The organism is Roseibium algicola, assembly GCF_001999245.1.
In the GTDB taxonomy this organism is placed as follows: Bacteria; Pseudomonadota; Alphaproteobacteria; order Rhizobiales; family Stappiaceae; genus Roseibium; species Roseibium algicola.
The window spans coordinates 3,315,001-3,338,494 of record NZ_CP019630.1; the positions used below are offsets into that span (position 1 = coordinate 3,315,001).

Sequence of the window (23,494 nt, forward strand, 5' to 3'; positions counted from 1 at the left end):
AAGCGGGTGAGAGACCCGCTCGCCGAAAGTCCAAGGGTTCCTGCGCAACGCTAATCGGCGCAGGGTTAGCCGGCCCCTAAGGCGAGGCCGAAAGGCGTAGTCGATGGGAATGCAGTTAATATTCTGCAGCTTGGTGGTAGTGACGGATGCCGTGTGTTGTATCTCCTTATTGGATTGGGGGTGCAGCGAAGGTGTTCCAGGAAATAGCTCCACCGTATAAACCGTACCCGAAACCGACACAGGTGGACTGGTAGAGAATACCAAGGCGCTTGAGAGAACTATGCTGAAGGAACTCGGCAAAATGCTCCCGTAAGTTCGCGAGAAGGGAGACCTCACGACGGGCAACCGTTGTGGGGTGGCACAGACCAGGGGGTGGCGACTGTTTATCAAAAACACAGGGCTCTGCGAAGCCGTAAGGCGACGTATAGGGTCTGACGCCTGCCCGGTGCTGGAAGGTTAAGAGGAGGTGTGCAAGCACCGAATTGAAGCCCCAGTAAACGGCGGCCGTAACTATAACGGTCCTAAGGTAGCGAAATTCCTTGTCGGGTAAGTTCCGACCTGCACGAATGGCGTAACGACTTCCCCGCTGTCTCCAGCATAGACTCAGTGAAATTGAATTCCCCGTGAAGATGCGGGGTTCCTGCGGTCAGACGGAAAGACCCCGTGCACCTTTACTACAGCTTCACACTGGTATTCGTCACGACATGTGTAGGATAGGTGGTAGACGTTGAAGCAGGAGCGCCAGCTCTTGTGGAGTCACCCTTGAAATACCACCCTTGTCGTCATGGATATCTAACCGCGGTACAACAATATCCGGGACCGTGTGTGGCGGGTAGTTTGACTGGGGCGGTCGCCTCCCAAATGGTAACGGAGGCGCGCGAAGGTGGGCTCAGAGCGGTCGGAAATCGCTCGTTGAGTGCAATGGCATAAGCCTGCCTGACTGCGAGACTGACAAGTCGAGCAGAGTCGAAAGACGGCCATAGTGATCCGGTGGTCCCTCGTGGAAGGGCCATCGCTCAACGGATAAAAGGTACGCCGGGGATAACAGGCTGATGATGCCCAAGAGTCCATATCGACGGCATTGTTTGGCACCTCGATGTCGACTCATCACATCCTGGGGCTGGAGCAGGTCCCAAGGGTTTGGCTGTTCGCCAATTAAAGTGGTACGTGAGTTGGGTTCAGAACGTCGCGAGACAGTTCGGTCCCTATCTGCCGTGGGTGTAGGAGAATTGAGAGGATCTGTCCCTAGTACGAGAGGACCGGGATGGACGTACCTCTGGTGGACCTGTTGTGGCGCCAGCCGCATTGCAGGGTAGCTATGTACGGAAGGGATAACCGCTGAAAGCATCTAAGCGGGAAACCCACCTCAAAACCAGTTCTCCCTGAAGAGCCGTGGAAGACCACCACGTCGATAGGAAGCGTGTGGAAGTGCGGCAACGCATGAAGCTTAGCTTTACTAATAGCTCGTTCGGCTTGATCCTCTCATTAGTCAATGTTCATCTTTTGGATGCGCCCCTGGCGCATCAAAAAGATCATTTTAAGTGCGCTACCGCCCTTCGGGCTGCTTGAGCGCGTTTGAAATGATCCATACGGCCAACGTCCTGGAACCTTCGTCCCAGGCGAGGCCGACAAAAACATCAAAAAAATATATAGACCAGTTCACGCAAATTGCGCTTCGCCGGCCTGGTGGCCCTAGCGGGGAGCCCCCACCCGATCCCATCCCGAACTCGGCCGTGAAACTCCCCAGCGCCAATGGTACTGCATCTTAAGGTGTGGGAGAGTAGGTCGCCGCCAGGCCTGCCAATCGCAATTTGAAACATCTTCAACTTGTTTGCCGCTCACGCGCGCACCGCCCTAAAGGGCTGCGCTCCGCGCGGGCGGCCTGACCGGCCGGCGGCCACTCGGCCTTGCCTCCGCTGCGCTCCGGATCTCTTATCCCATATCAGCGCAGTCTTCCGGTCAAACCGAAACATAAGGGTATGCCCAAAAGGCACCAAACCCAGTTTGACCAAACGCCCAGCGCGCCAAGGACAAACAAAAAAACAACGCGGGATGGAGCAGCCCGGTAGCTCGTCAGGCTCATAACCTGAAGGTCGCAGGTTCAAATCCTGCTCCCGCAACCAAATAAAACCCCGTCAGATATCCTGGCGGGGTTTTTTGTTGCTAACCGATACTGATTTTAAACTCACCAGCGCTCCCACAAAAAGCGCTATGCCCGACGCACCGGCACAAAAACGCTCAAAGCAAACTACCGAAACAATATCAAACCCCGCCAGATATCCTGACCGGGGTCTTTTGTTATGTATGACGGGGGCTGGGCGGAAGACCCACGCAGCGGGGTAGAAAACTCTCAAATCCGGCGACGAGCCCAAACAAAAAGCCTGTTCACACAGACACCAACCTGACGGACCACTGAAACAAGAGCCACGACCGGTTAACCCAAAGGCCTTCTAGAGACTTTGGGCTGTTTCCTCCATCGCCAGAAGGATGGTGGCCGGTTGGTTTGTCCTGTTTTCGAGAGCTCTTGGTTCATTTGGAGATAGAACGCAGGAATCCAGTGGTCCAAGGGTCACCACTTCATTTCCATTTGTGATCGTGACCTGGCCGGAAATGACCACATAGATCTTCTCTTGTGGGGACGCCTTGAGAGATGTGTGGCCTCCAGGAAGAAGATGGGACAGGCCTACCCACATAGAGTGCGTTGACGTTGCTTCCTTTCCCTGAAGACGAAGGCACGCCATCGCGTCGTGTTCCGGCGCCTCATATTGCTGCGCGCTGTCAATGCGGGTTACCTGCATGTGCGTTTCCTTCTAAGGCTTGAGGATAACCCGCTCAGGCGTTGCCCGCAGAACTGAAGCGTAGGCCTTGGCAGCGTCGTCAAATCCGTAGACAGTTTCCGGATTAATCGGGAAGGGCTTCAGAACACCGGCCTCGAACTTCGGCTTGAGCACGTCGAAGATCTTCGCGCCGTACACACTGTCGAGCGCCAAGGTATCGATACCGATGAACTTGTGGCGCCCGCGAAAAAACGCGAAGATGTCGAAGTCTACCGCCCTGTCGAACGTGGAGATGAAGACCTGACGCCCCTGTTTTGCAAGCGTCTTGTTGGCCATTTCGAAATAGGGGCTTCCGACGGTGTTGAAGACGATATCAGCGCCCCGCCCCCCGGTCTTCTCGCGAACCAGTTCAGCGACGTCCTGAGAAGAGCTGTCGAACATTTCGATGGGTTGTGCACTATGGCCAAGAAATTCCATGGGCTTGTATTCGACACCGAACACTGTTGCACCAGCCATCGTTGCAAGCTGGATTGCAGCCTGTCCAACCTTGCCGTTGGCCCCACAAACCAGGACATTGTCCCATGGCTGGACGCCGCCAGCTTCCCGCAGACCTTCAAAGGCGGTTATGAAGGGAACGCCGATCGAACCGGCTTCTTCCATGCTGAAGTTGACCGGTTTTTCGCGGACGGCGGCCTGTGGCAAGGCCATATACTTGGCGTGAGAACCGTTTTGAGTGATGCCGAGTTCTCCGCCTCCTCCCCAGATTTCCTTGCCGATCAGATGTGCTGGTCCATCAACTACAACGCCTGCAAAATCGCGACCGGGAACTCTTGGCCAAACCGCATGGGGCATATGGCCGAGAGACGCCTTCACGTCTGAAGGATTTACACCAGCTGCCTTGATTTCAACCAGGACCTGACCCGGCCCGTGCTGTGGTATTGCCGGTTCGATCACGTCGATCAGAAGATTATCCAGATCCGGCGACTTCTCCGTCACCCAAAGGGCCTTGCCGGTGACTGTCTTGCTTTGAACGTTCATGGCTCTTGTCCCCGTCCTTTTCACTTTGTTGCGGCGCGCTTACTGCTGGAGGCCAAGCATTTGCCTGGCTTCGCCTGCAGTGGCGATTTCGCCTCCCAGTTTCTCTATGAAGTCACGGGCTCTGGCGGTCAGTTCGCCATTGCCCTTTGTCCGTTTGCCCTTGCCGATATAGACGGTGTCCTCCATGCCAATGCGCACGTGGCCACCCAGCAGCCAGGCTTGCACCAGCATCGGAAAAGCCCATCGGCCGACACCGAAGCCGGTCCACACCGTGCCCGGCTGCAACATTCGCGAAGCCATGGACATGGCATCCGGAGTTGAAGGCAGGCCGTATTTCACGCCCGTTACAAGCGAACACATGGTGGGACCTTCGATATGTCCGGCCTTCAGAAAATCGTTGGCCATGACGATGTCGCCGGTGTCGAACAGTTCCAGTTCCGGTTTCACACCGCAGTCGCGGATGACTTCAGCCATCACGCGCACATTCCGAGGTGTATTGATCACCACCTGCGCACCCGAGTTCATGGTGTTGAAATCCAGTGTGCAGATATCCGGACGGATCCTTGCGATATGTTCCACCCGTTTTTCTGGAGGCAGGATCGTCGTTCCCGGGCCGGCGACCGAAGGATCATGATCGGAGGGGACGAAGCGGCCGCCTGGACCGGTCGTCAGGTTGAGGATCAGATCAGTGTTCTTTTGCCGGATCAGCCTGACAACGTCTTCATACAGGCCGATCTCCATCGATGGCTTGGCCGTCTCCGGATCCCGCACGTGAATGTGGGCAATTGCGGCGCCGGCTTCGGCAGCCTCAAGGCACGCATCGGCAATCTCCTGAGGCGTTGCCGGCAGGTCAGGGTGCTGGTCACGGGTGGTCAGGTTTCCAGTCACGGCGCAGGTGATGATGGTTTTATGCGCCATGGTTCAAAGCCCCCGCCCGGCATCGACCACGATGCGCGTGCCTGTGGAGTGGGTGAGGTAGGCAACGGACGCAAAGATCGCCTTGCCGACGTCCTCGGCTTCGACAACCTTTTGCAATGGGGTCGCTGCACCAGCCTTTTCGACCTGTTCCCGTGTTCTGCCTGGAACAAAATCCGTCGCAACCATTCCCGGAGACACGGAGAGGATCCGGACTTCCGGTCCAAGTGCCAGGCCAAGCGTATGGGTCATCGAATCGAGTGCCGCCTTTGCGCCGCAGTAGGCGATGGAAGAACCGAACCCCTTGAAGGCTGCGATCGAGGACACGTTGATGATCGCACCATCGCCGCTCGCCTTGAGCAGGGGAGCAAAGGCGCGAATGGACGCGAACACCCCCCGGAAATTGGACGCGAAGACCTCGTCGATGATGGCGTCCGTCAGTCCATCCAGATCCTTGTGAGCGACCGGCGTCGTGGTGCCCGCCGAATTCACGAGAATGTCGACCCGCCCAAGTCTGCTCGCGATTTCCTCCTTGAAGGCCTCAATGCTTGGCGTGTCGATGACATCGACTTTCAGCGCAAGATGGCCGTCGCCATCGAGTGCCGTGACGACTGCCTGCGCCTTGTCTTCGCTGGAGCGATATCCGACGACGACACGCGCGCCCGCCTCTGCGAACAGTTTGGCAGATGCTGCGCCTATTCCGCCGGAGCCGCCAATGACAACGGCGACTTTCCCTTTCAATGACTGGCTCAAGACACTTTCCCCTTGATCGGCGGTTCGGGGAAACGGGGTTCGCCTGGCTTCAGGATGAAGTCGTAGGTGCAGGTGTAGAAGGGGGCGGCAACGTCGGGATATTCGGCTGAAGGTGTTTCCCGGAGTTCCAGATCACCCGCGATCTGTTCCTTCGCACCGAACACAACGTCGTTCACCATCGCTTCGTCCGTATCGGCGAAAATCTGGGTGATGAGTGTCTTGTGCTCCGGGGCGGACACTATGAAATGGACATGCGCCGGACGCATGGGTGTCCGTTTCTGTGCCCTCAACAGGTCTCCCGTGGTGGTGTGAACGGGGACCGGATAACCGGCCGGTTTCACCGTGCGGATGAGGTAGTTGCCGTTTTCGTCCGAAACAAATTTGCCACGCAGATTGAAGTCGGCCTGGTCCTTGTCCTGGTTCTCGTAAAGTCCATCCGGGGATGCCTGCCAAACATCAAGCGTTGCCCCGGCAATGGGTTCACCATTCACGTCCAGTACACGGCCCTTCAGAACCAGCGGGTCTCCCGACGTGGTCGACCGTGCGATGGTGTCGCCAAACTCGCAGTCAGGTGCAGATCCCCGATAGAAGGGGCCAAGCAAGGCTGACATCGTCTCGCCCTGCATGCCGTCATTGTTGATGAGATCGATCAGTGTCGAGGCGCCGAGAACGTCGCAGATGAGAACCGCCTCGTTGTGAGCGTTGTCGGTCTGCTGGCCTATGGCATTGAGGATCTGCAGGCCTTTTTCATATTCGGCTTCGGTCGGGCGAACCTCCCGCAGGAAGGCATGCAGGTGCCGGACGAGAGAGGTGATGATTTCCTTGAAACGCGGATCCGATGTCGCCTCCATGGCCGCCAGAACGGCAGGGGTAACATCCTCTTCCTTGCTGATCAGTCTTGTAGTCGTAACGTAGCTGTCCATGACGTTCCCTCAGGCGGACGCCGCTGTCGCATGTAAGGCCTGGTCGGCCCTGGCTGCTTTCAGGTGCGGATATTTTTCGGTGAGCAAGGAGCCGTGGTAATAGGTGGCCCTGAAGGCGGGCTCCTTGCGAATGTTGTCCAGCCATGCCGAGATCATGGGCTTGTCTGCCCAGGCATCGCCCAGGTTGATGTCGTCCATGCGCACAATGACCGGCATGATGGCGATATCGGCATAGGTGAGGGTCTGTCCCATGATCCAGGGGCCACCTCCTTCCAGAAGCCACTGGTTCATCCGGTCCACGCCCCGGTCCAGGCGTCCCTGCGCCTCGTCCATGTCAGCCTTCGGAAAACCGGTGCGGCCCATTTTCATGAGAAACTCGCGGCGCAACGGCTTGCTGTCGCAAAGTGCCTGAAATTCTTCTGCGCTCATGGCCTGAAAATGCGGCAGGAAGGCAAGATTATAGGATGGTACGCGGATCGCCGGTGTCGGCACTTCATCGATGAAGCGCAACATCGCCCGCATCCTTGCACACTCATGAGGAGCAGACGGCCGCATCGGGGCGGTGTCCGGCAATATGTCTTCCAGATACTCCATGATGACGGCGCTGTCGGTCACGGGAACCCCATCATGCACGAGGGTCGGAACCACGCCATTGGGGTTGATCGCCAGATAATCCGGCTTGAGCTGGTCGCCACTGAAGAGGTCCAGCTTTCTTTCTTCAAATGCCTGTCCCTTTGCGTGAAGGCAGAAGCGCACACGCTGCGAGCAGGTGGATTGAGGCGCGTTGTAAAGTACGAAACCCATCGGTTGAGCCCTTTCTCTCAGTCCCAGTTCAGGAAGCGGGGCAGGCGGTGTTTCGCTGCCAGGGTTCCAACGATGCCAAGGGGAAAGAATATCAGCGCCAGCGCCATGATCAGGCCGGTTGCCAGGATGTTGAATTCCGAAGAGCCAAGAGTTGCGACGAAGATCTCGTTGAAGGCGACAATCAGGATTGCGCCGATGACCGGGCCCGCGATCGTGCCCTTGCCGCCGAGAATGCACATCAGAACCATGTTCACGCTGACAAGAATGATCAGGAAGATGTTCGGACGGATGTAGGTGAGATATTCACCCCAGATAGCGCCTGCCATGCCGACAAAGGCTGCCGAGATGGCGAAGGCGAGCGTCTTGTAGGTGCGAGTATCGATCCCTGCGCTCTCGGCCTTGATCTCGTCCTTCGAAATGGCGCGCAGCCCGAGCCCGAATTTCGAATGCTTGATCTTGTAGCTGATGAAGACGGTCAGCGCCGCCAGGACGACGAAGGCGTAGTAGTACGGCAGCTTGGCCCATTCCACACTGAGGTCGTTGGCAGGTAGGGCGACGCCATTGGCCCCACCGACAAAGTGCCAGTTGTCAAACAGGATGCGGGCAATCATCACCAGCGCCAGCGAGGAAATGATGAAGCTCGGGCCGCGCGTTTTGAGCGTGATACGACCGATCAGATAGCCGACAGCAGCGCAAACGAGGCCTGCCAGAGGTGCCGTCAAAAGCGTCGAAATGCCGAAGCGTGCCAGCAGCATTCCGGCAAAGTAGCCGCCAATGCAGAAGAAGACGTTGTGTCCCAGCGAGATGTAACCCGTGAAACCGCCAAGAATGTTCCAGCCAGATGCCATGACCGCATAGCAGGCCGTGAACAGGATGAGGTGGATCACATAGTTGAAGTTGCCGACAAATTGCAGTGCCGGAACCGCCAGCAAGAGGGCCAGAAGGACGATCGGAAACCAGGTGGCCCGTGTCCTGTCGGCGCGCCGTGCAAGCTTTTCGTTGTGCTCGGCCCGGGCCTGCAGAACGTTGGACGTCTCGTTGAAAGCAAGGGACATTATGCAAGCTCCGGTTTTTCACCGAACAGCCCCTGGGGCCGAACGAGAAGGATGAGAAACAGGGCGAGAAAGAAGGTCATGGTCGACCATGTCGCTCCGACATAGGTGCCGACGAAGGCGGCAATCACGCTCAACAGGAAGGATGCGACGACCGTGCCGAGCAACGAGCCCATGCCGCCGAGAACCACCAGGGACATGAGGACCGCGATCCACTCCCAGTGTTTTGCCGGAAAGAACGAGAAGACGAAGGAGACAAGGCAGCCAGCAGCCCCGGCGAGACCAATGCCGATTGCGAAGCTGACAAGGGCAACGCGGTTGACATTCACCCCCAGCAGTTCAGCCGCTTCGCGGTTCTGGGTGGTTGCGCGGATGGCGTAGCCGAAACTGGAATACTTCAGGAAAAGCGCCAGCACGGAAATGATGATCAGCGACAGAATGCCCGCATAAAGCTGGCCGGTCGGAATGAAGACATCACCGATAAAGATCGCATCGGTCGCGTAATCCGGAGACGTCACACGCTGGGTGTTCGAGAAGAACCCTCCCAGTGCCCCTTCGACAACCATCGCGATTGCGAAGGTGAGCAGGACCGTCATTTCCGAATATTTGGCCGAGCGTGCTTCCCGTTCGAAAACCAGCTTGTAAAGCACCACACCTATGGCGGCCAGAATGACGATCGCCACGGGCAGCATCATCAAGGGGTCGATGCCGTACAGCCGGAAACCCCAGTAGGCGACGTAAGCGCCGGCGATGATCAGCACCGGATGCGCCAGGTTTACGATGCGCATGACACCGAATACGAGACTGAGCCCGGATCCCATGAGGGCGAACACACCACCAAGAGCAAGGCCCAGAATGAGAGTTTGAATAATATCAGCCATGGTTGCCCTCCTCAGGCTGCCTTCTTGCCGCCGAGATAAAGGTCCTGTATCCGCGGGTCGCGCAGGACGTCGTCCGCAGGACCGGAAAACAGGGTGCGTCCCAGATCCAGAACGACGCCCTGGTCGGAATTCTTCAATCCCATCAAGGCGTTCTGTTCAACAAGAAGGATCGTGATGCCTTCTGCGGCCATCATCTTCATGATTGAAAACATTTCCTGGACGATCTTTGGCGCCAGTCCGAGCGACGGTTCATCCAGCATGACAATGTCCGGCTTCAGGATCATGGTGCGGGCCATGGCCAGGGTCTGTTGCTGACCTCCAGACATCGTGCCTGCGTGCTGGTCGCGGCGCTCCTTCAGGATCGGGAAGAGCTCCTCGATCTCGTCGATGCGTTTTTCCAGACCGGATTTGTCGCTCATGGAAAAGCCGCCCATGCGCATGTTTTCCCGCACGGTCATTTTCGGGAACAGCGCGCGCTCCTGGGGAACGAAACAAATTCCCTTTCGAAGCACCTGGTCCGGGCGAAGGCCCTTCAGGCTTTCGCCCTTATAGAGAACGTCGCCGTTGCGCACCTTGAGCATGCCGCAGATGGCCTTCAGCAAGGTGGACTTGCCGGCGCCGTTCGGACCGATGATGCAGTGGACCTTGCCGGGTTCGACACGAAGCTCGGCTCCGTCCAGAATTGCCGGGCCGTCGCCGTAACCGGCGGTCACATTGGAAACGTGGAGAAGTTCGCTCATCACGCAGCCTCCTCCAGGACGCCACCAAGATAGGCGTCGAGAACAGCAGGATTTTCGCGGACTTCTTCGGGCTTGCCATCAGCAATGACCTTGCCCTGGGCCATCACCACGATCTTGTGGGACAAGCGCATGATGAGGTCCATGTTGTGCTCCACGATGAGCACCGTCAGGCCCTGTTCGTTCAGCTTTTGTATGTGGCCGATGATTTCCTCAAGCAGCGTCGGATTAACCCCGCCAGCAGGTTCATCGAGCAGAATGATCTTGGGGTCGCTCATCAGGAGCGCTGCCAGATCCATCAGTTTCTTCTGGCCGTAGGACAGGTTGGAGCCGTCCTCGTAGGCGATCCGCGTAATGCCGAGGAAGTCGAGGATTTCCATCGCCTTTTCGACTTCTTCCGCACCAAGGGCGGGTTTGAAAAGATCCCGCCAGCCGCCGATCCTGGATTGGCAGATGACGTTTTCCAGAACCGTCATGTCCGCCAGGTTTCGGCTGATCTGGAACGTGCGGCTCAGGCCCATGCGGGTGATCTTGTGCGGCCGCAGATGTTCGATGCGTTGGCCCTCAAGAAGAACCTTGCCGGCCGAGGGTTCGGTTGTCCGGCTTATGCAGTTGAAGGCGGTGGTCTTGCCTGCGCCATTCGGGCCGATCAGGGCCGTGATGCTGCCTTTGGGAACGGTGAACGAACAGCCGTCGACTGCGCGGATCCCGCCAAAATGCTTGGACAGGTTATCTATTTCGAGCATGGGAACTCGCTTTGCGCTTGGAATGTCAGGAGAGCTACCCGGGCGCCACGCGCCCGGGACCGGTTCGATCCGTCAGAACGAACCCTTCGGGTAGGTGAGGGCGCTGACGCCTTCAAACTCGTCCGTCGGATAGACAAACTGCAGTTCGCCATCGTTCCACTGGGTCATCAGGAACGGCTTGTCTGCAGGCAGCCCCAGTTCATCCCAGTTGAACCGACCGAGGATCGTGCGAACCGGCTCGTCCCTGGTGCGTTCCGACAACCATTTGCCCATGGCTTCATTGTCGGTTGAACCGGCACCGAGAATTGCTTGCTCGATGCCTTGGCAGACAGCGAAGGGAATGGCAGCGTCCTCATCGGGAACCGCCCCGAATTTTTCCTGATAGGAGGCGACGAAGTCGCTGTTGGAAAACGGTTCGCCGGCCAGTGTCGACTGAAACGGCGCATCTTTGTGCCAGGAGGTGTGAACCAGGACGCCTTCTGCACTTGAACCGGTGCCTTCCAGGTATTCAGCCTGTGTTCCCTGGCTGAAATAGACGAGTTTCGGCTCCGCCCGGACTGTCTTGAGTGCGCGTGTCAGCTGGACCGCCTCTTCCGCGGAAGCTGTCAGTCCGATGATCAGTTCCGCTCCGGAGCGTTTCACCTGATTGGCAAGGTTGAGCCAGTCGCTGAAACCTTCTTCAGGCCAACGCTCGGAAAAGACGACTTCGATGTTGTTTTCAGCAAGGTATCCCGGTGCGAGGTCGCGCACGAGTGAACCGTCCGCCGGGTCCATGACCTTCTCGCCCATCAGACCGGACCAGACACCGTTTGCGAAGAAGTCGTCCGCGGATATCACGGCCGCAGTCTTGGGCGTTTCACCCTCGGGGATCAGGTCCTTGATGATGCCTGCGAGGGAAGCGCCGACATATTCGGCGGCATTCGGCTGGAAATAGAAGATGTTCTTGTGACCCTGCGTATAGATGCGCAGGGCGCCACCGGCCGGCAACGGGTGAACCATGTTGTTCTTTGCCAGAATGCTGGCGACAGGGAAGGACAGACGCGAGGAGAAGGTTCCGTACACCGCCTCCACGCCGTCGACATTGATGAAGCGTTCGTACTGGTTGATGGCGGTTGCCGGGTCGGATCTGTTATCGGAAACAAGCAGCTCGACCTGGCGACCCATGATGCCGCCGCGCTCGTTAATGAGATCGACACACAGTTCATAGCCTTGCTGGTGTTTTTGTCCGGCAATCGAAAAACCACCGGTCAAGGGCAGGCTGGCGCCGATCTTGAGCGGATCAGCCGCCTGAGCCATTCCGGTATAGCCAGATGCAAGCATGCTGGCAGACACAAGAGCTGCCACCGTCCAATTAATGCGTTTCATCTTTTTCCTCCCTGAAGATGAGATCAGATCCTTTTCGGTAGATCTGCGGTGGAGCCCTCCCAAGCCCTTGCACCATACCGTAGCCATTCGTCGTGCCCCTTGCTCACGTTCGAGATCGGGGCGGCATTCACATCACCTCATGCATTTCAGCAATCGAACGTAATCGTGCAATCGATTGCACAGATATTCGCAATAATATGCGCGACGAAAATCGTCACGCTCTGATCCGGATGTGCCGGACAGGAAAAGTCTGACTCCCTCCCAAATCATCGATAGCGCCCGAAACACGTGTCGTGTTTCAGAGCGTTGGGCCGACGCCTCTCCCAAGGCTGACAGTCCCAAATCGAAGCACAGATCTTTCGCTCGTCCAACCCGCTTTGGGTTTGCCCTCGCCACAATGAACGAACCGCACGTACCGGTGCGGTGCCCATTTCAGGCAAGTCGCAGAACGCGAAATCCAAATCTCTGCAATCGATTGCATAATCGGTAACACGATCACAAACGAGGTGTCAACAGTTTTATGCAATCGATTGCGAAGAGGGCTCCATCCGGCTATATGGAGGGTGGGAGGACGCAAAGATGAGCCGACGGCCGACACTGAAGGATATAGCCCGGGAAACAGGTGTTCATGTTTCCACGGTTTCCCGTGCGCTTGATCCGCAAAAGCGCAGTTCGCTGACCGAAGAAATTGTCGTGAAGATCCGTCAAGCGGCCGACAGGCTGGGGTATCGGCCCAACCGGATTGCCTTCAGCTTGCGCAAGCAGAAGTCGATGACGGTCGGGGTGATGATCCCGGATATCACCAACATGATTTTCCCGCCGATCGTTCGCGGCATCGAAAGTGTGATGGAGCCGCTGGGTTATGCTTCCATCATCGTCAACACTGATGGTGACAGTGACCGGGAGCGCCGATTAACGGAGACGCTTCAGGAGCGCGGCGTGGATGGCATAATCCATACGGCTGTGTTGCGCAGCGATCCCAATATCGTGGAAGCGGCGCGCCAGGGTCTTCCGGTTGTCACGCTGAACCGAAAGGTCGAAGAAGCCGAGATCCCATATGTGATCAACGACGAGGAAGCCGGAATCCGCATGATTTTTGATCATCTTCATGATCATGGTCACCGGCGAATTGCGCATCTTGCCGGACCTCGGGACTTGTCGACCGGGCTGCTGCGCCGTGAAGCGTTCTGCTCGGTTGCCCGGGACTACGGACTTTCAGCCGATGCACTTGTCATCGAGGAAGCCTGCCGTTTCGAGGAGGAGGAAGGCCGCCGTTGTGCGAAAGAGATATTGAGCCGGTCACCAGAGACAACCGCAATTCTGTGCGCCAATGACAGGCTGGCCCTCGGGGCCATGGATTATTGCGCCAGAAACGGGCATCCGTGCCCCGACAAGATTTCCATCACCGGCTTCAACGACATGCCGTTCCTGGATCTCATTCCGCCTGGCCTCACAACAGTGCGCATAGAACAGTTTGATGCAGGGGCCACCGCTGCCCGGCTGCTGGTTCAGATGATTGACGGCTGTGACGGCAAGGTTCCAAGGGAAACAGTTCTTCCGGTCAGCCTGAAATGCCGAAACAGCGTCCTTCGGATAGAAACCGACCATTAGAGAGCGCCTGACCTCTGCTGGCCGGGCGATTTTTGCGCAGCAGCCTCGAGTGCGCCGTCATCCGGCCCTGGGGTGAAGAACAGTCACCCCAAAAGACTACTGACCAGGCACATCGTTCCCCTGGGACGACACTCGTGACAACGCCTGTCAGCTTCAGTTTGGACGATCGGGGTGCCTTGATCGCGAGCCTGGTTTGCTTGAGCCCGCATTTCACTGTTGGCTCCTTCCATTTGGTGAGCCCGATCGACGAGTTCAGAATGTGGTCGGTGAGCCAGATCGTTGATGTTCTTTCGGTTCTTTCGCCTTCGTTGCCGGACCGTACAGCCGCGTAAACGTTCAGTGCCCGGCTAGTGGCACTCATTCATTCGTCTTTTCAGATACTTACGAAAGTGACCGATCCGGCAAGCTGATGGTTGCTGGGTCGTCCTGCTTCTTTCAAACGCTCGGTTCGAGCCGCGGTTGGGCAGCCGCAGCTTCTGCTCTCGGCGACAAGGCTTCCCAAAAACACTGTAGTCAAGCGTCCCTTGAACAAATTAGTTCATAATGTGATTGTGATTATTGGATTTGTTGAATATATATCCACAATATGAACTTTTTGAATTAGGTGTCTGAGCAGGGGGAGATGCATCAGTGTTAAAAGACAGGAGCCTTCTCTGCGAAAGCGTCCGTATTGGTGAAGGCAACTACGAAGCGGGTATTGAGGGCCTTACCGTCACGAACCCGGCGACCAGCGCGTGCCTCGGCAATGTTCCCAACCTTGGGGGCGCCGAGACAGAGTTGGCCATCAGACATGCCAGAGAGGCACAGGCCGATTGGGCCGCACAGCCTGCGAAGGCACGGGCCGAGGTGCTTCAGCGCTGGTTTGCGTTGATTGTCGAGAATGCTGACGATCTGGCGCGCATCATCACCCTGGAACAGGGCAAGCCTTTGAAAGAGGCGAAAGGGGAAGTCCTCTACGGTGCCTCCTATGTCGAATGGTTTGCCCAGGAAGCGCGCCGCATATACGGCGAGACGATACCTGCGACGTCCCGGGACAAGCGCCTCCTGGTGATCAGGCAGCCTGTTGGTGTGGTTGCGGCGATCACCCCCTGGAACTTTCCGAATGCGATGATCACAAGAAAGGTTGCACCGGCATTGGCTGCCGGGTGCGCAATCATCGTCAAGCCCGCCGAGCAAACGCCTTTTTCAGCCCTTGCGCTGGCGACGCTCGCCGAGCGTGCAGGTGTTCCGCCTGGTCTCTTCACGGTTATCACGGGGGACGCGCGCAGGATTGGCGCAGCGATGACCTCCAGTCCCTTCGTGCGCAAGCTGTCCTTTACCGGCTCAACGGACGTCGGCAAGTTGCTGATGCGGCAGTGCGCAGACACCGTCAAGAAGATCTCGCTGGAACTCGGCGGCAATGCGCCTTTCATCGTCTTCGATGATGCCGATGTGGAAGCCGCCGTCGAAGGGGCTGTGGCCGCCAAATTCCGCAACAGCGGCCAGACCTGCGTTTGCGCCAATCGCATCTATGTGCAGTCGGGTGTTCACGACGCATTCGTTGCCGCCCTGGTGAAGCGGATGCGGACCATGAAGGTCGGCGACGGGCAGGCTGGTGATACGGACCTTGGTCCGCTGATTGACGTTTTAGCCACAGACAAGGTCCAGGCGCATATCTCGGATGCCATTGCCAATGGTGCCAGGATTGAACTGGGCGGAACGCATCATTCCCTTGGTGGCACCTTTTTTCAGCCGACCGTTCTGACAGGTGTGCACCATGAGATGCGCATCGCACGTGAAGAGACCTTCGGGCCTGTGGCGCCAGTCTTCCGTTTCGACACGGAAGAAGAAGTGATCACGCTTGCCAACGACAGCGAGTACGGGCTCGCAGCCTACTTCTTTACACGCGACCTCGCGCGCAGTTGGCGGGTCGGCGAGCGTCTCGAGTACGGCATGGTCGGCATAAACACGGGCCTGATCTCCACTGCCGAAGCACCGTTCGGCGGCATCAAGCAATCCGGCCTGGGACGGGAGGGATCCCGCCTCGGCCTGGATGAATACCTGGAAGCCAAATACCTGTGTGTTGGCGGAATCGATGAAGGAAATTGACATGACGGCATATGAGCCAGCCATTGCAGCGTTTCGGGCAGAAGGCGCCCTGCGTTATGGCGTCCTGACAGGCGATGATCTGGTGGACGTGACCGACAATCTGGAAGCCCGGTTCAGCAATCTTCTGGACGTTGTTGCCGCCGGCGCCCTGCCGGAACTGGTCAAGGCCGGCGAGGGGCGTCCGGTGAGCTATCGCGCGGCAGATGTCGCCTTCCAGATTCCGATCGCCGCTCCCCAGAAGATCATCTGCGTCGGGGTGAACTACCCGGACAGGAACGCAGAGTACAAGGATGGCCAGGCACAACAGATGCGGCCGTCTCTTTTTCCGCGGTTTGCGAGCGGGTTCACCGGTCATGGCCAGCCACTGATCCGGCCACCGGAAAGCGATCAGCTTGATTATGAAGGCGAGATTGCGATCGTCATCGGAAAAGCCGGCCGTCGCATTCCGCGCGAGACGGCATTCGACCATATTGCCGCGATTACCCTTTGCAACGAGGGAACGATCCGCGACTGGACGCGCCATGCGAAATTCAACGTGACGCAGGGCAAGAACTGGGAAAGGACCGGCAGCATCGGCCCGGCTCTCGTCCCGCTGCATTCCCCGGCCCAATTGCAGGATGTTGCTCTTGTAACCCGGGTCAACGGTGAGGTTCGCCAGCAGGACAGGACGTCGAGAATGATTTTCGACTTCCCCTATATCGTCAATTACGTCTCGACATTTGCACAGCTGATGCCTGGCGACATTCTGGTCTGTGGCACTCCGACAGGTGCCGGCGCAAGGATGGAGCCCCCTTGCTGGTTGAAGCCGGGTGATATTGTGGAAGTCGAAGCCGAAGGCATCGGTATCCTGCGCAACGGCATTGAGGACGAAAAATGCTGAGTGCCGCGCAGGTGCAGGACGTGGCGGCCGAACTTCTGGAAGCGGAAGCGACCCGGCAACAGACTGGCCTTCTCAGCGTGCGTTACCCGGACATCTCGCTGGATGATGCCTATGCCATACAGGGGGCGCAACTTGCGACCAAACTGGCAGTCGGGCGGCGCATCCTGGGGTGGAAAATCGGCCTGACATCCAAGGTTATGCAGAACGCACTCGGTATCGATACGCCGGATTCGGGCGTGCTTTATGACGACATGCTGTTCCCTGATGGCGGGCAGGTGCCACGCGGCCGATTTATCGAACCGCGCGTGGAAGCCGAGATAGCGTTTGTGATGAAGGCGCCAATCGATGGCAACGTGTCCCGTGAAGATGTGATCGCGGCGACGGATTATGTCAGCCCCGCGCTTGAAATCCTGGACACCCGCATCTTGCGTGCTGATCCGGAGACGGGAACGCGCCGGCGCATCTTCGACACCGTGGCGGACAATGCCGCCAATGCGGGCGTGGTTCTGGGAGCTCAACGGCATGACCCCGGCGACGTGGATCTTCGCTGGGTTGGGGCTATCGTCGAACAGGATGGTGAGGTCATGGCCACCGGTCTTGGTGCGGCTGTCTTGAACGACCCCGTGATGGGGCTCGTCTGGCTTGCCCGGCGGATGGCGAGCTACGGCCACCGCATCGAACCCGGCCAGATCGTCCTGACGGGATCGTTTATCGGCCCCATCGAATGTCCACCCGGCACGGCGATCCGGGCCGACTTCGGACCGTTTGGCGCCGTCTCCACCAGATTTGCGTGATCGTGATGACCTTAGCGAAAAACCTCTTCAAGGCGCGGCTTGCAAAGCCGGAGACCCAGATTGGCCTTTGGATGGCGCTGGCACATCCCGGCGCCGCGGAAATTTGCGCAGGCGCTGGCTTTGACTGGCTCGTCATCGATGCCGAACACGGACCGAACGGGCTTGCCGAAATCATGGCGCAGCTGCGGGTTCTCTCCGGCAGCAGCCATCCGGTGGTTCGCGTCCGTGAGAATGACCGTGCCCTGATCAAGCAGATGCTGGATATAGGGGCGCAGACAATTCTGGTGCCGATGATCGAAACGGCGGCGGAGGCGCAGGAAGCCGTGGGTTCGGTCCGTTATCCGCCGGAGGGCGCGCGCGGTGTCGGCGCGGCCCTGGCAAGGGCGTCGGACTATGGTCGCATCACCGACTATCTGCACACGGCAAACAAGCAGGTGTGTCTGCTTGTGCAGGTCGAAAGCTGCAAGGGCATCGATGCGCTGGACGAGATACTGGCGGTTGAAGGTGTCGATGGCGTCTTTGTCGGGCCAGCGGATCTGGCCGCGGACATGGGCTATGTCGGCAAGCCCGACGCGGCTCCGGTACAGGCGGTCGTGGTTGAGGCCCTTTCGCGGATCAGGGCCGCGGGAAAGCCTGCCGGTATCCTGACGTCCAATCGTGAACTTGCGCATCGTTATGCGCTCATGGGTGTCGAGTTTCTGGCCGTTGGGGCTGATGTTGGTGTCTTTGCCCGCGGTCTTGCGGAGTTGAGGCAGGCGTTTCCCTGATCATTTCCCGGTTACGGCCGGGTGTGTCCATATTATGAACACGCAGGCCCGTTGCGCGGAAGCGCGGCGGGCCTTTGTTTTTGGCTGTTTTCTGCGGCTGAGGCGGCTCGAAATCATCGGGAAATAACGTATTGACTTTGAAAAAAGCCATAATATGATCTTTATCAAATAAAGACTTCAAAAAATGATCATATTATGATCAGTCAAAAATGAGAGGTTCATAATGACGACACTTTCGGCAGGCGCACGGTTCCGGCAGGCCTTGAAGGAAGAAAATCCGCTTCAGGTCATGGGGTCGATCAATGCCTACACGGCGATGATGGCAGAGCGCGTGGGCTACAAGGCTCTTTATCTTGCCGGTGCAGGCGTTGCGAACGCATCCTACGGGCTTCCCGATCTCGGCATCACGAACCTGAGTGACGTGCTGACGGATCTCCGCCGCGTTACGGATGCAAGCAGTCTGCCGGTACTGGTTGATGTCGATACCGGCTTCGGGGGTGCCTTCACCATCGCGCGCCTTGTGCGCGGCCTGATCAAGGACGGCGCCGGTGCCATGCACATGGAAGATCAGGTTCAGCTCAAGCGGTGCGGTCACCGTCCGGGCAAGGAGATCGTTTCCAAGCAGGAGATGGTTGACCGCGTCAAGGCCGCCGTGGATGCAAAGACCGACGATCAGTTCTTCATTGTTGCCCGCACGGATGCGCTGGCCATCGAGGGCCTGAACGGTGCGATCGACCGGGCCTGTGCCTACGTCGAGGCTGGCGCCGACATGATCTTCGCAGAAGCCTGCACGGAGTTGTCGCAGTACAAGGCTTTCGTCGATGCGCTCGACACGCCCTATCCGGTTCTCGCCAACATTACCGAGTTTTCCAAGACGCCGAACTTCACTCTGGACGAGCTGCGCAGCGTCGGTGTTTCAGCGGCGCTCTACCCCTTGTCTGCGAATCGCGCAATGAACGCGGCAGCCCTGAAGGTTTACAAGCATATTCGTGAGGTCGGATCGGCGACCGGTGTGCTGGATATCATGCAGAAGCGCGAGGAACTCTACGACTTCCTGAACTACCACGACTACGAAAGGAAGATCGACGAGTTGTTCCAAAGTCGGAAGTAATTGAGCAAAGGGAGGAAAGAATGCTCACCAAGAGAACTTTGTTGTCAATCGCAGCGGGCGCCTTGGCGCTCACAGTGGCGGCTCCGGTTATCGCGCAGGACGCGTTTCCGGAGAAGCCGGTCCGCCTGATTGTGCCGTATTCGCCTGGAGGGGGGACAGACACTACGGCCCGGATTGTTGCCGACAACATGAAGGAGTACCTGGGGCAGCCTGTCGTCGTCGAAAACCGTCCGGGTGCGTCCGGAACGGTCGGCACGCTTCTGGCGAAACAGGCAGAGGCTGACGGGTATACCATTCTGTTCGGTATCCAGGCGACGCTTGCGCTGAACCCGTCGCTTTTCAAGTCGGCGACCTACAACTCGAAAGAAGACTTCTCGGGGATCGCGGTGATCTCCGAGTCGCCCTATGTGGTCACGGTGCCGGGGGATTCCGAAATCTCCGACTATGAAGGCTTTGCCGCGGCCGCCACGGAAAACCTGACCATGGCAAACGGAGGCAGCGCGGCGCTTCTGGCAGCGCGTTTGCTGGCCCGGCAGGCGGATCTCAGCTTCACCAATATTCCCTACTCAGGGTCCGGAGATGCAATTTCCGATATCCTGGCCGGCCGTGTGAATGCGATGATCAGCAGTCCTGTTTCGGTCCTGCCGCATGTTGAGAGCGGTGCCCTGAAGCCGATCCTCGTCACGAGCACGGACCGTTACGCCGCGCTGCCCGACACACCAACGGCAGACGAACTCGGCTTCGACGGTTTCAACGTGGTTGGGTGGTACAGTGTCGTTGCTCCGGCTGGTGTCCCCCAGGAGCGTCTGGACGTTCTGAGCGATGCCTTCAACAAGACCATTGCCAATCCGGACGTGCAGGCGAAACTCGAAAGCATCGGTGTAACGCCGTCCCGGCGTGGCCTGGATTCTGCGGCGACGACAGAATTCATCGCCTCCGAGGTCGACCTGTGGGGCCAGGAAATCAAGGACGCCGGCATCGAGCCGAAGTGACCTTTCCCTGAGCTTCCATTTCGCAACAATTGAACCTACCGGGCGAGCTTCGGCTCGCCCTTTCAAGGATGGAACCATGCCGCACGCCTGGATCGAATACTCCGGTAATATTGCAGATCAGACCGAGGTCGAAACTTTCGGTCGCTGTGTCCACGCCGCCATGACGGAAGCCGGTATCTTCCCGATCGCGGGTATCCGCATCCGCATCACCCGCATTGACGATTGCCTGGTCGGTGACATGAACCCGGACAACGGGTTCGTCCACTTGTCCCTTCGTATCGGTGAAGGCAGGGATGCGCAGACCAAACAGGAGGCGGCAGACTTGATCTTTGATCGGACTTCGTCGCATCTGAAGCCTCTCGCTGACCGTGCCCGGGTTGCATACGCAATGGAAATGCAAGAGATCCCGAGTGCTTACAGTTACAAGATGAACAACCTGCACAAACACTTGAAAGCCAGCTGACGGTTTTCTGGAGGATGGGATGAAGGCTCTCTTCAAGGCTCAGGACGGGCTGCTGGTCGCGCTCGTAGGCGCAATTTTCCTCTACGCTTCCCGCGATCTCGACATGGGCGTGCCGCGCAACATGGGGCCGGGAATGTTCCCGGTCGTCTTGAGTGCCTTGACGATTGTCTTCGGATTGCTGATCGCGGTCGTCAACGTCGTTCGTGACGTCACCCTTCCAAGGCAATTCCCCTGGCTCGGTCTCTGCGGGGTCGTTGCCTCCATCGCACTCTACGCTCTGCTGATCGAACGGCTCGGCATCGCACTCACCACCTTGTGTGCGATTTCGGTGCTGGCGCTCGTCATTCCGCGCATGAAATGGCTGGAAACGGTGCTGCTCTCCATCGGCGTTTCTGCCTTCCTGTGGCTCACATTCGTTCTGGGCCTCGGCATGCCTCTCAGGCTTTTCCCCGGGTTCTGATCATGATGGATTTCCTCTCAGGGTTTACGGTCGCACTGCATCCGGTAAATCTCTTTTATTGTTTCGCAGGTGTTCTGCTGGGCAATATCGTCGGTGTTCTTCCAGGTATCGGCGCGATCGCGGCGATCTCGATCCTGCTGCCGGTCACCTTCTATCTGGAGCCGACGACCGCGGTCATCATGCTGGCCGGTGTCTATTACGGAGCCGAATATGGTGGCTCCATCGCATCGATCCTTCTAAATCTGCCGGGCACGGCTTCCAATGCGATCACAACGCTGGACGGTTACCCGATGGCGAAAAGGGGCGAGGCTGGTCTTGCCCTGCTGACAGCGCAGATCTCCTCGCTGAGTGGCGGCACTTTCGGCATTCTGGCCATGGTCTTCCTGTCGCCGTTGATCGTGAAGTTCTCGCTCTCCTTCGGACCGGCTGAGTATTTCGCGACCTTGCTGCTGGGGCTCGTTGCCGGATCGGTTGCAGTGGGCGGCTCGGCGCTCAAGGGCGTTGCGATGGTCTTCATCGGCATGCTGCTGGGCAGCATCGGCCTTGACCTCAACAGCGGTGTTGCCCGGTTCGACATGGGCTATGCAAACCTTCTCGACGGGCTGTCGATCGTCGCCGTTGCCATGGGCCTGTTCGGCATCCCGGAGGTCATCAACAAGCTGAGGGATGACCAGGGTGACAGGAAACCGATCGCCATTTCCGCCCGCTCCATGTTTCTCGCATTCGGCAAACTCAAGAGCATCAAGTTCTCGATCCTTCGCGGAGCCTCCGTTGGTGGCATCCTGGGGCCATTGCCCGGTGCAGGGCCCACGATTTCCTCTTTTCTGGCCTATTCGCTGGAACGGTCCGTGGGGGGCAAGAAGGAAGAATTCGGCACTGGACGGATCAACGGGATCGCCGCACCTGAGGCTGCCAACAACGCTGCCGCCCAGACGGCCTTCATTCCGACCATGACGCTCGGTATTCCCGGAACGCCCACGATGGCGATCATCCTGGGCGCCTTGATGATCCACGGCATCGCACCCGGACCACAGCTGGTGGTCGATCACCCGGACCTGTTCTGGGGTCTGGTCGCCAGTTTCTGGATCGGCAACGTGTTGCTGCTGGTGTTGAACGTACCGCTGATCGGGGTCTGGGCGCGACTGGTTGCCGTGCCGAGACGGTTCCTGTTTCCCGTGATCATTGCACTGATCTGCACTGGCGTCTTCGGCGTGGCAAATTCCACCTTCGACGTCTGGGCCGTGTTGTTGATGGGGGTTATCGGGGCGATCCTGCGATTTTACGACTATTCCCCCGCACCGCTGCTCATCGGGTTCGTTCTGGGGCCGATGCTCGAGGAGCACCTGCGCCGCGCCTTGATGATTTCAGGAGGAGACTTCGGTTATCTTCTCGGATCCAGCACGGCCATCGCGATCCACTGCATCACGATCCTGATCATCGTGCTGCCGCTGCTCAACCTGCTCTGGTCGCGGATCAAGCGTAAAACCGAAAATCCCGTTGCCGATTAACAGCCTCGGTCAATCGGAAGGCGCGGCCGGATCAGGCTCTTCCTATCGGTCGCATCTTCGACAGCTTGGCGCTGATCTTCGCGACTTCCTCCCCCATGATGGCGAGTACCGATTGCAGGTGCTCGCCGGTCATGCGCGCCATGATGCTGGAAACGCTGATTGACGCAAAGGGTGTGCCGGCACTGTCGCGGATTGCCATGGCGACGGTTCTGACGCCAACGTCCGACACCCTGTCGATGTAGCCGGTCTCTCTTGCCAGTTCGACCATTTCACGGATTTTCGTGACGCCACCGGAGAACTCCTTGAGGTCGCCGGTGTTTCTGTCCAGAATCGCTTCGGCTTTTGCAGGCGGAAGGGCGGCAAGGACAGCCATGCCACCGGCGCCCAGCCCGATCGGGCGATGAACCCCGACGTCCAGAACAAAGGCCTTCACGGGAAACGCGCCGCTTTCCCGGGCAATGCAGGTCATCTTGTCACCGACGACACGATTGAGGAAAACGGTGTCGCCCGTTACCTCGACCAGACGTTCGAGTTCCGGTTTGCAAACATCTTGCAGGTCATAGGCTGGGAAGACCAGCAGACCCAGTTCGTAAATTCTGGAGCCGAGGAAAAAGCGGCGGTTTTCCGCATCCTGGTCGACGAAGCCATGTTCGATAAGCGCTTGCAGTACCCGCCGGGCGGTCGGCCGGGTCAGGCCGGACTTTGCGAGTATGTCCGCAAAGGGAACACCGTCGGGATGTCCACCCGCGACAAGATCGAGCAGCATCGCTGCGCGGTCGATGCTTTGTGTTCCTGCAGTCATCCTCGTAAGTCTCTATAATCGTATGTG

22 protein-coding genes, 1 tRNA gene and 2 rRNA genes (1 of these 25 cut by a window edge) are annotated in these 23,494 nt (G+C 58.2%); 13 read left to right on the forward strand and 12 right to left on the reverse strand.

All coding sequences use genetic code 11. The features are described from left to right. The 3 genes from B0E33_RS15445 to B0E33_RS15455 all read left to right on the forward strand — a co-directional run. Positions 1-1,481, forward strand: a 23S ribosomal RNA gene (locus B0E33_RS15445) (it extends 1,242 nt beyond the left edge of the window). Positions 1,482-1,682: 201 nt separating this feature from the next. Beyond that, positions 1,683-1,797, forward strand: a 5S ribosomal RNA gene (rrf, locus tag B0E33_RS15450). Between the two features lie 249 nt (positions 1,798-2,046). Beyond that, positions 2,047-2,123: transfer RNA gene (locus tag B0E33_RS15455), tRNA-Met, on the forward strand. Between the two features lie 327 nt (positions 2,124-2,450). Here B0E33_RS15455 and B0E33_RS15460 read toward each other — a convergent pair. The 11 genes from B0E33_RS15460 to B0E33_RS15510 all read right to left on the reverse strand — a co-directional run bounded on the left by B0E33_RS15460 (position 2,451) and on the right by B0E33_RS15510 (position 11,991). Next, the gene (locus tag B0E33_RS15460) at positions 2,451-2,798 is read right to left on the reverse strand and encodes a cupin domain-containing protein (protein ID WP_075284062.1); all 348 of its coding nucleotides are present in this window, start codon (positions 2,796-2,798) and stop codon (positions 2,451-2,453) included. 12 nt (positions 2,799-2,810) lie between these two features. Further along, positions 2,811-3,815, reverse strand: coding sequence for a quinone oxidoreductase family protein (locus tag B0E33_RS15465; RefSeq protein WP_077291685.1), 1,005 nt, complete (start codon positions 3,813-3,815; stop codon positions 2,811-2,813). A 39-nt stretch (positions 3,816-3,854) separates the two neighbouring features. After that, a complete protein-coding gene (locus B0E33_RS15470; protein WP_077291686.1) occupies positions 3,855-4,733 on the reverse strand; it encodes a beta-keto acid cleavage family enzyme in 879 nt (292 codons plus the stop codon). A gap of 3 nt (positions 4,734-4,736) precedes the next feature. Further along, positions 4,737-5,483: an SDR family NAD(P)-dependent oxidoreductase gene (locus B0E33_RS15475; protein WP_077291687.1), complete on the reverse strand. Its 747-nt coding sequence runs from the start codon at positions 5,481-5,483 to the stop codon at positions 4,737-4,739. Beyond that, positions 5,480-6,406: a dioxygenase family protein gene (locus tag B0E33_RS15480; RefSeq protein ID WP_055661117.1), complete on the reverse strand. Its 927-nt coding sequence runs from the start codon at positions 6,404-6,406 to the stop codon at positions 5,480-5,482. Before B0E33_RS15480 ends, B0E33_RS15475 begins: the two co-directional genes overlap by 4 nt. Positions 6,407-6,415: 9 nt before the next feature. Continuing rightward, complete coding sequence (locus tag B0E33_RS15485) at positions 6,416-7,210, reverse strand: glutathione S-transferase family protein (RefSeq protein WP_062486893.1); 795 nt, start codon at positions 7,208-7,210, stop codon at positions 6,416-6,418. Positions 7,211-7,227: 17 nt separating this feature from the next. Then, a complete protein-coding gene (locus tag B0E33_RS15490; protein WP_062486895.1) occupies positions 7,228-8,265 on the reverse strand; it encodes a branched-chain amino acid ABC transporter permease in 1,038 nt (345 codons plus the stop codon). Next, positions 8,265-9,143, reverse strand: a complete 879-nt coding sequence (locus tag B0E33_RS15495) for a branched-chain amino acid ABC transporter permease (RefSeq protein ID WP_023003762.1) — start codon at positions 9,141-9,143, stop codon at positions 8,265-8,267. The genes B0E33_RS15490 and B0E33_RS15495 overlap by 1 nt, the downstream gene beginning before the upstream one ends. An 11-nt stretch (positions 9,144-9,154) precedes the next feature. Beyond that, positions 9,155-9,883 (reverse strand): ABC transporter ATP-binding protein, encoded by a 729-nt coding sequence (locus B0E33_RS15500; RefSeq protein ID WP_055661121.1) that lies wholly within the window; start codon positions 9,881-9,883, stop codon positions 9,155-9,157. Beyond that, positions 9,883-10,626 (reverse strand): ABC transporter ATP-binding protein, encoded by a 744-nt coding sequence (locus B0E33_RS15505; RefSeq protein ID WP_023003760.1) that lies wholly within the window; start codon positions 10,624-10,626, stop codon positions 9,883-9,885. The genes B0E33_RS15500 and B0E33_RS15505 overlap by 1 nt, the downstream gene beginning before the upstream one ends. Positions 10,627-10,698: 72 nt before the next feature. Beyond that, positions 10,699-11,991, reverse strand: a complete 1,293-nt coding sequence (locus B0E33_RS15510) for an amino acid ABC transporter substrate-binding protein (RefSeq protein ID WP_023003759.1) — start codon at positions 11,989-11,991, stop codon at positions 10,699-10,701. A 579-nt stretch (positions 11,992-12,570) separates the two neighbouring features. Here B0E33_RS15510 and B0E33_RS15515 point away from each other — a divergent pair. The 10 genes from B0E33_RS15515 to B0E33_RS15560 all read left to right on the forward strand — a co-directional run bounded on the left by B0E33_RS15515 (position 12,571) and on the right by B0E33_RS15560 (position 22,665). Then, positions 12,571-13,602, forward strand: coding sequence for a LacI family DNA-binding transcriptional regulator (locus tag B0E33_RS15515; RefSeq protein ID WP_023003758.1), 1,032 nt, complete (start codon positions 12,571-12,573; stop codon positions 13,600-13,602). Positions 13,603-14,232: 630 nt separating this feature from the next. Then, the gene (locus B0E33_RS15520) at positions 14,233-15,690 is read left to right on the forward strand and encodes an NAD-dependent succinate-semialdehyde dehydrogenase (RefSeq protein ID WP_077291688.1); all 1,458 of its coding nucleotides are present in this window, start codon (positions 14,233-14,235) and stop codon (positions 15,688-15,690) included. Between the two features lies 1 nt (position 15,691). Beyond that, positions 15,692-16,570: a fumarylacetoacetate hydrolase family protein gene (locus B0E33_RS15525; RefSeq protein WP_077293353.1), complete on the forward strand. Its 879-nt coding sequence runs from the start codon at positions 15,692-15,694 to the stop codon at positions 16,568-16,570. Further along, positions 16,564-17,364 (forward strand): 2-oxo-hept-4-ene-1,7-dioate hydratase, encoded by an 801-nt coding sequence (gene hpaH / locus B0E33_RS15530; protein ID WP_077291689.1) that lies wholly within the window; start codon positions 16,564-16,566, stop codon positions 17,362-17,364. Before B0E33_RS15525 ends, hpaH begins: the two co-directional genes overlap by 7 nt. Positions 17,365-17,369: 5 nt before the next feature. After that, entirely contained in the window at positions 17,370-18,131 is a 762-nt protein-coding gene (locus B0E33_RS15535; RefSeq protein ID WP_077293355.1) for an aldolase/citrate lyase family protein, read from the forward strand. A gap of 223 nt (positions 18,132-18,354) precedes the next feature. Next, entirely contained in the window at positions 18,355-19,242 is an 888-nt protein-coding gene (gene prpB / locus B0E33_RS15540; protein ID WP_023003744.1) for a methylisocitrate lyase, read from the forward strand. A 20-nt stretch (positions 19,243-19,262) separates the two neighbouring features. After that, a complete protein-coding gene (locus B0E33_RS15545) occupies positions 19,263-20,234 on the forward strand; it encodes a Bug family tripartite tricarboxylate transporter substrate binding protein (RefSeq protein ID WP_023003742.1) in 972 nt (323 codons plus the stop codon). A gap of 76 nt (positions 20,235-20,310) precedes the next feature. After that, a complete protein-coding gene (locus tag B0E33_RS15550) occupies positions 20,311-20,697 on the forward strand; it encodes a 5-carboxymethyl-2-hydroxymuconate Delta-isomerase (protein WP_077291690.1) in 387 nt (128 codons plus the stop codon). A gap of 19 nt (positions 20,698-20,716) precedes the next feature. Beyond that, the gene (locus B0E33_RS15555; RefSeq protein WP_075284051.1) at positions 20,717-21,157 is read left to right on the forward strand and encodes a tripartite tricarboxylate transporter TctB family protein; all 441 of its coding nucleotides are present in this window, start codon (positions 20,717-20,719) and stop codon (positions 21,155-21,157) included. Positions 21,158-21,159: 2 nt separating this feature from the next. Beyond that, entirely contained in the window at positions 21,160-22,665 is a 1,506-nt protein-coding gene (locus tag B0E33_RS15560; RefSeq protein ID WP_145903903.1) for a tripartite tricarboxylate transporter permease, read from the forward strand. A gap of 31 nt (positions 22,666-22,696) precedes the next feature. On the opposite strand, the gene B0E33_RS15565 is transcribed toward B0E33_RS15560, so the two are convergent. Then, a complete protein-coding gene (locus B0E33_RS15565) occupies positions 22,697-23,467 on the reverse strand; it encodes an IclR family transcriptional regulator (protein WP_023003734.1) in 771 nt (256 codons plus the stop codon). Positions 23,468-23,494 lie beyond the last annotated feature (27 nt).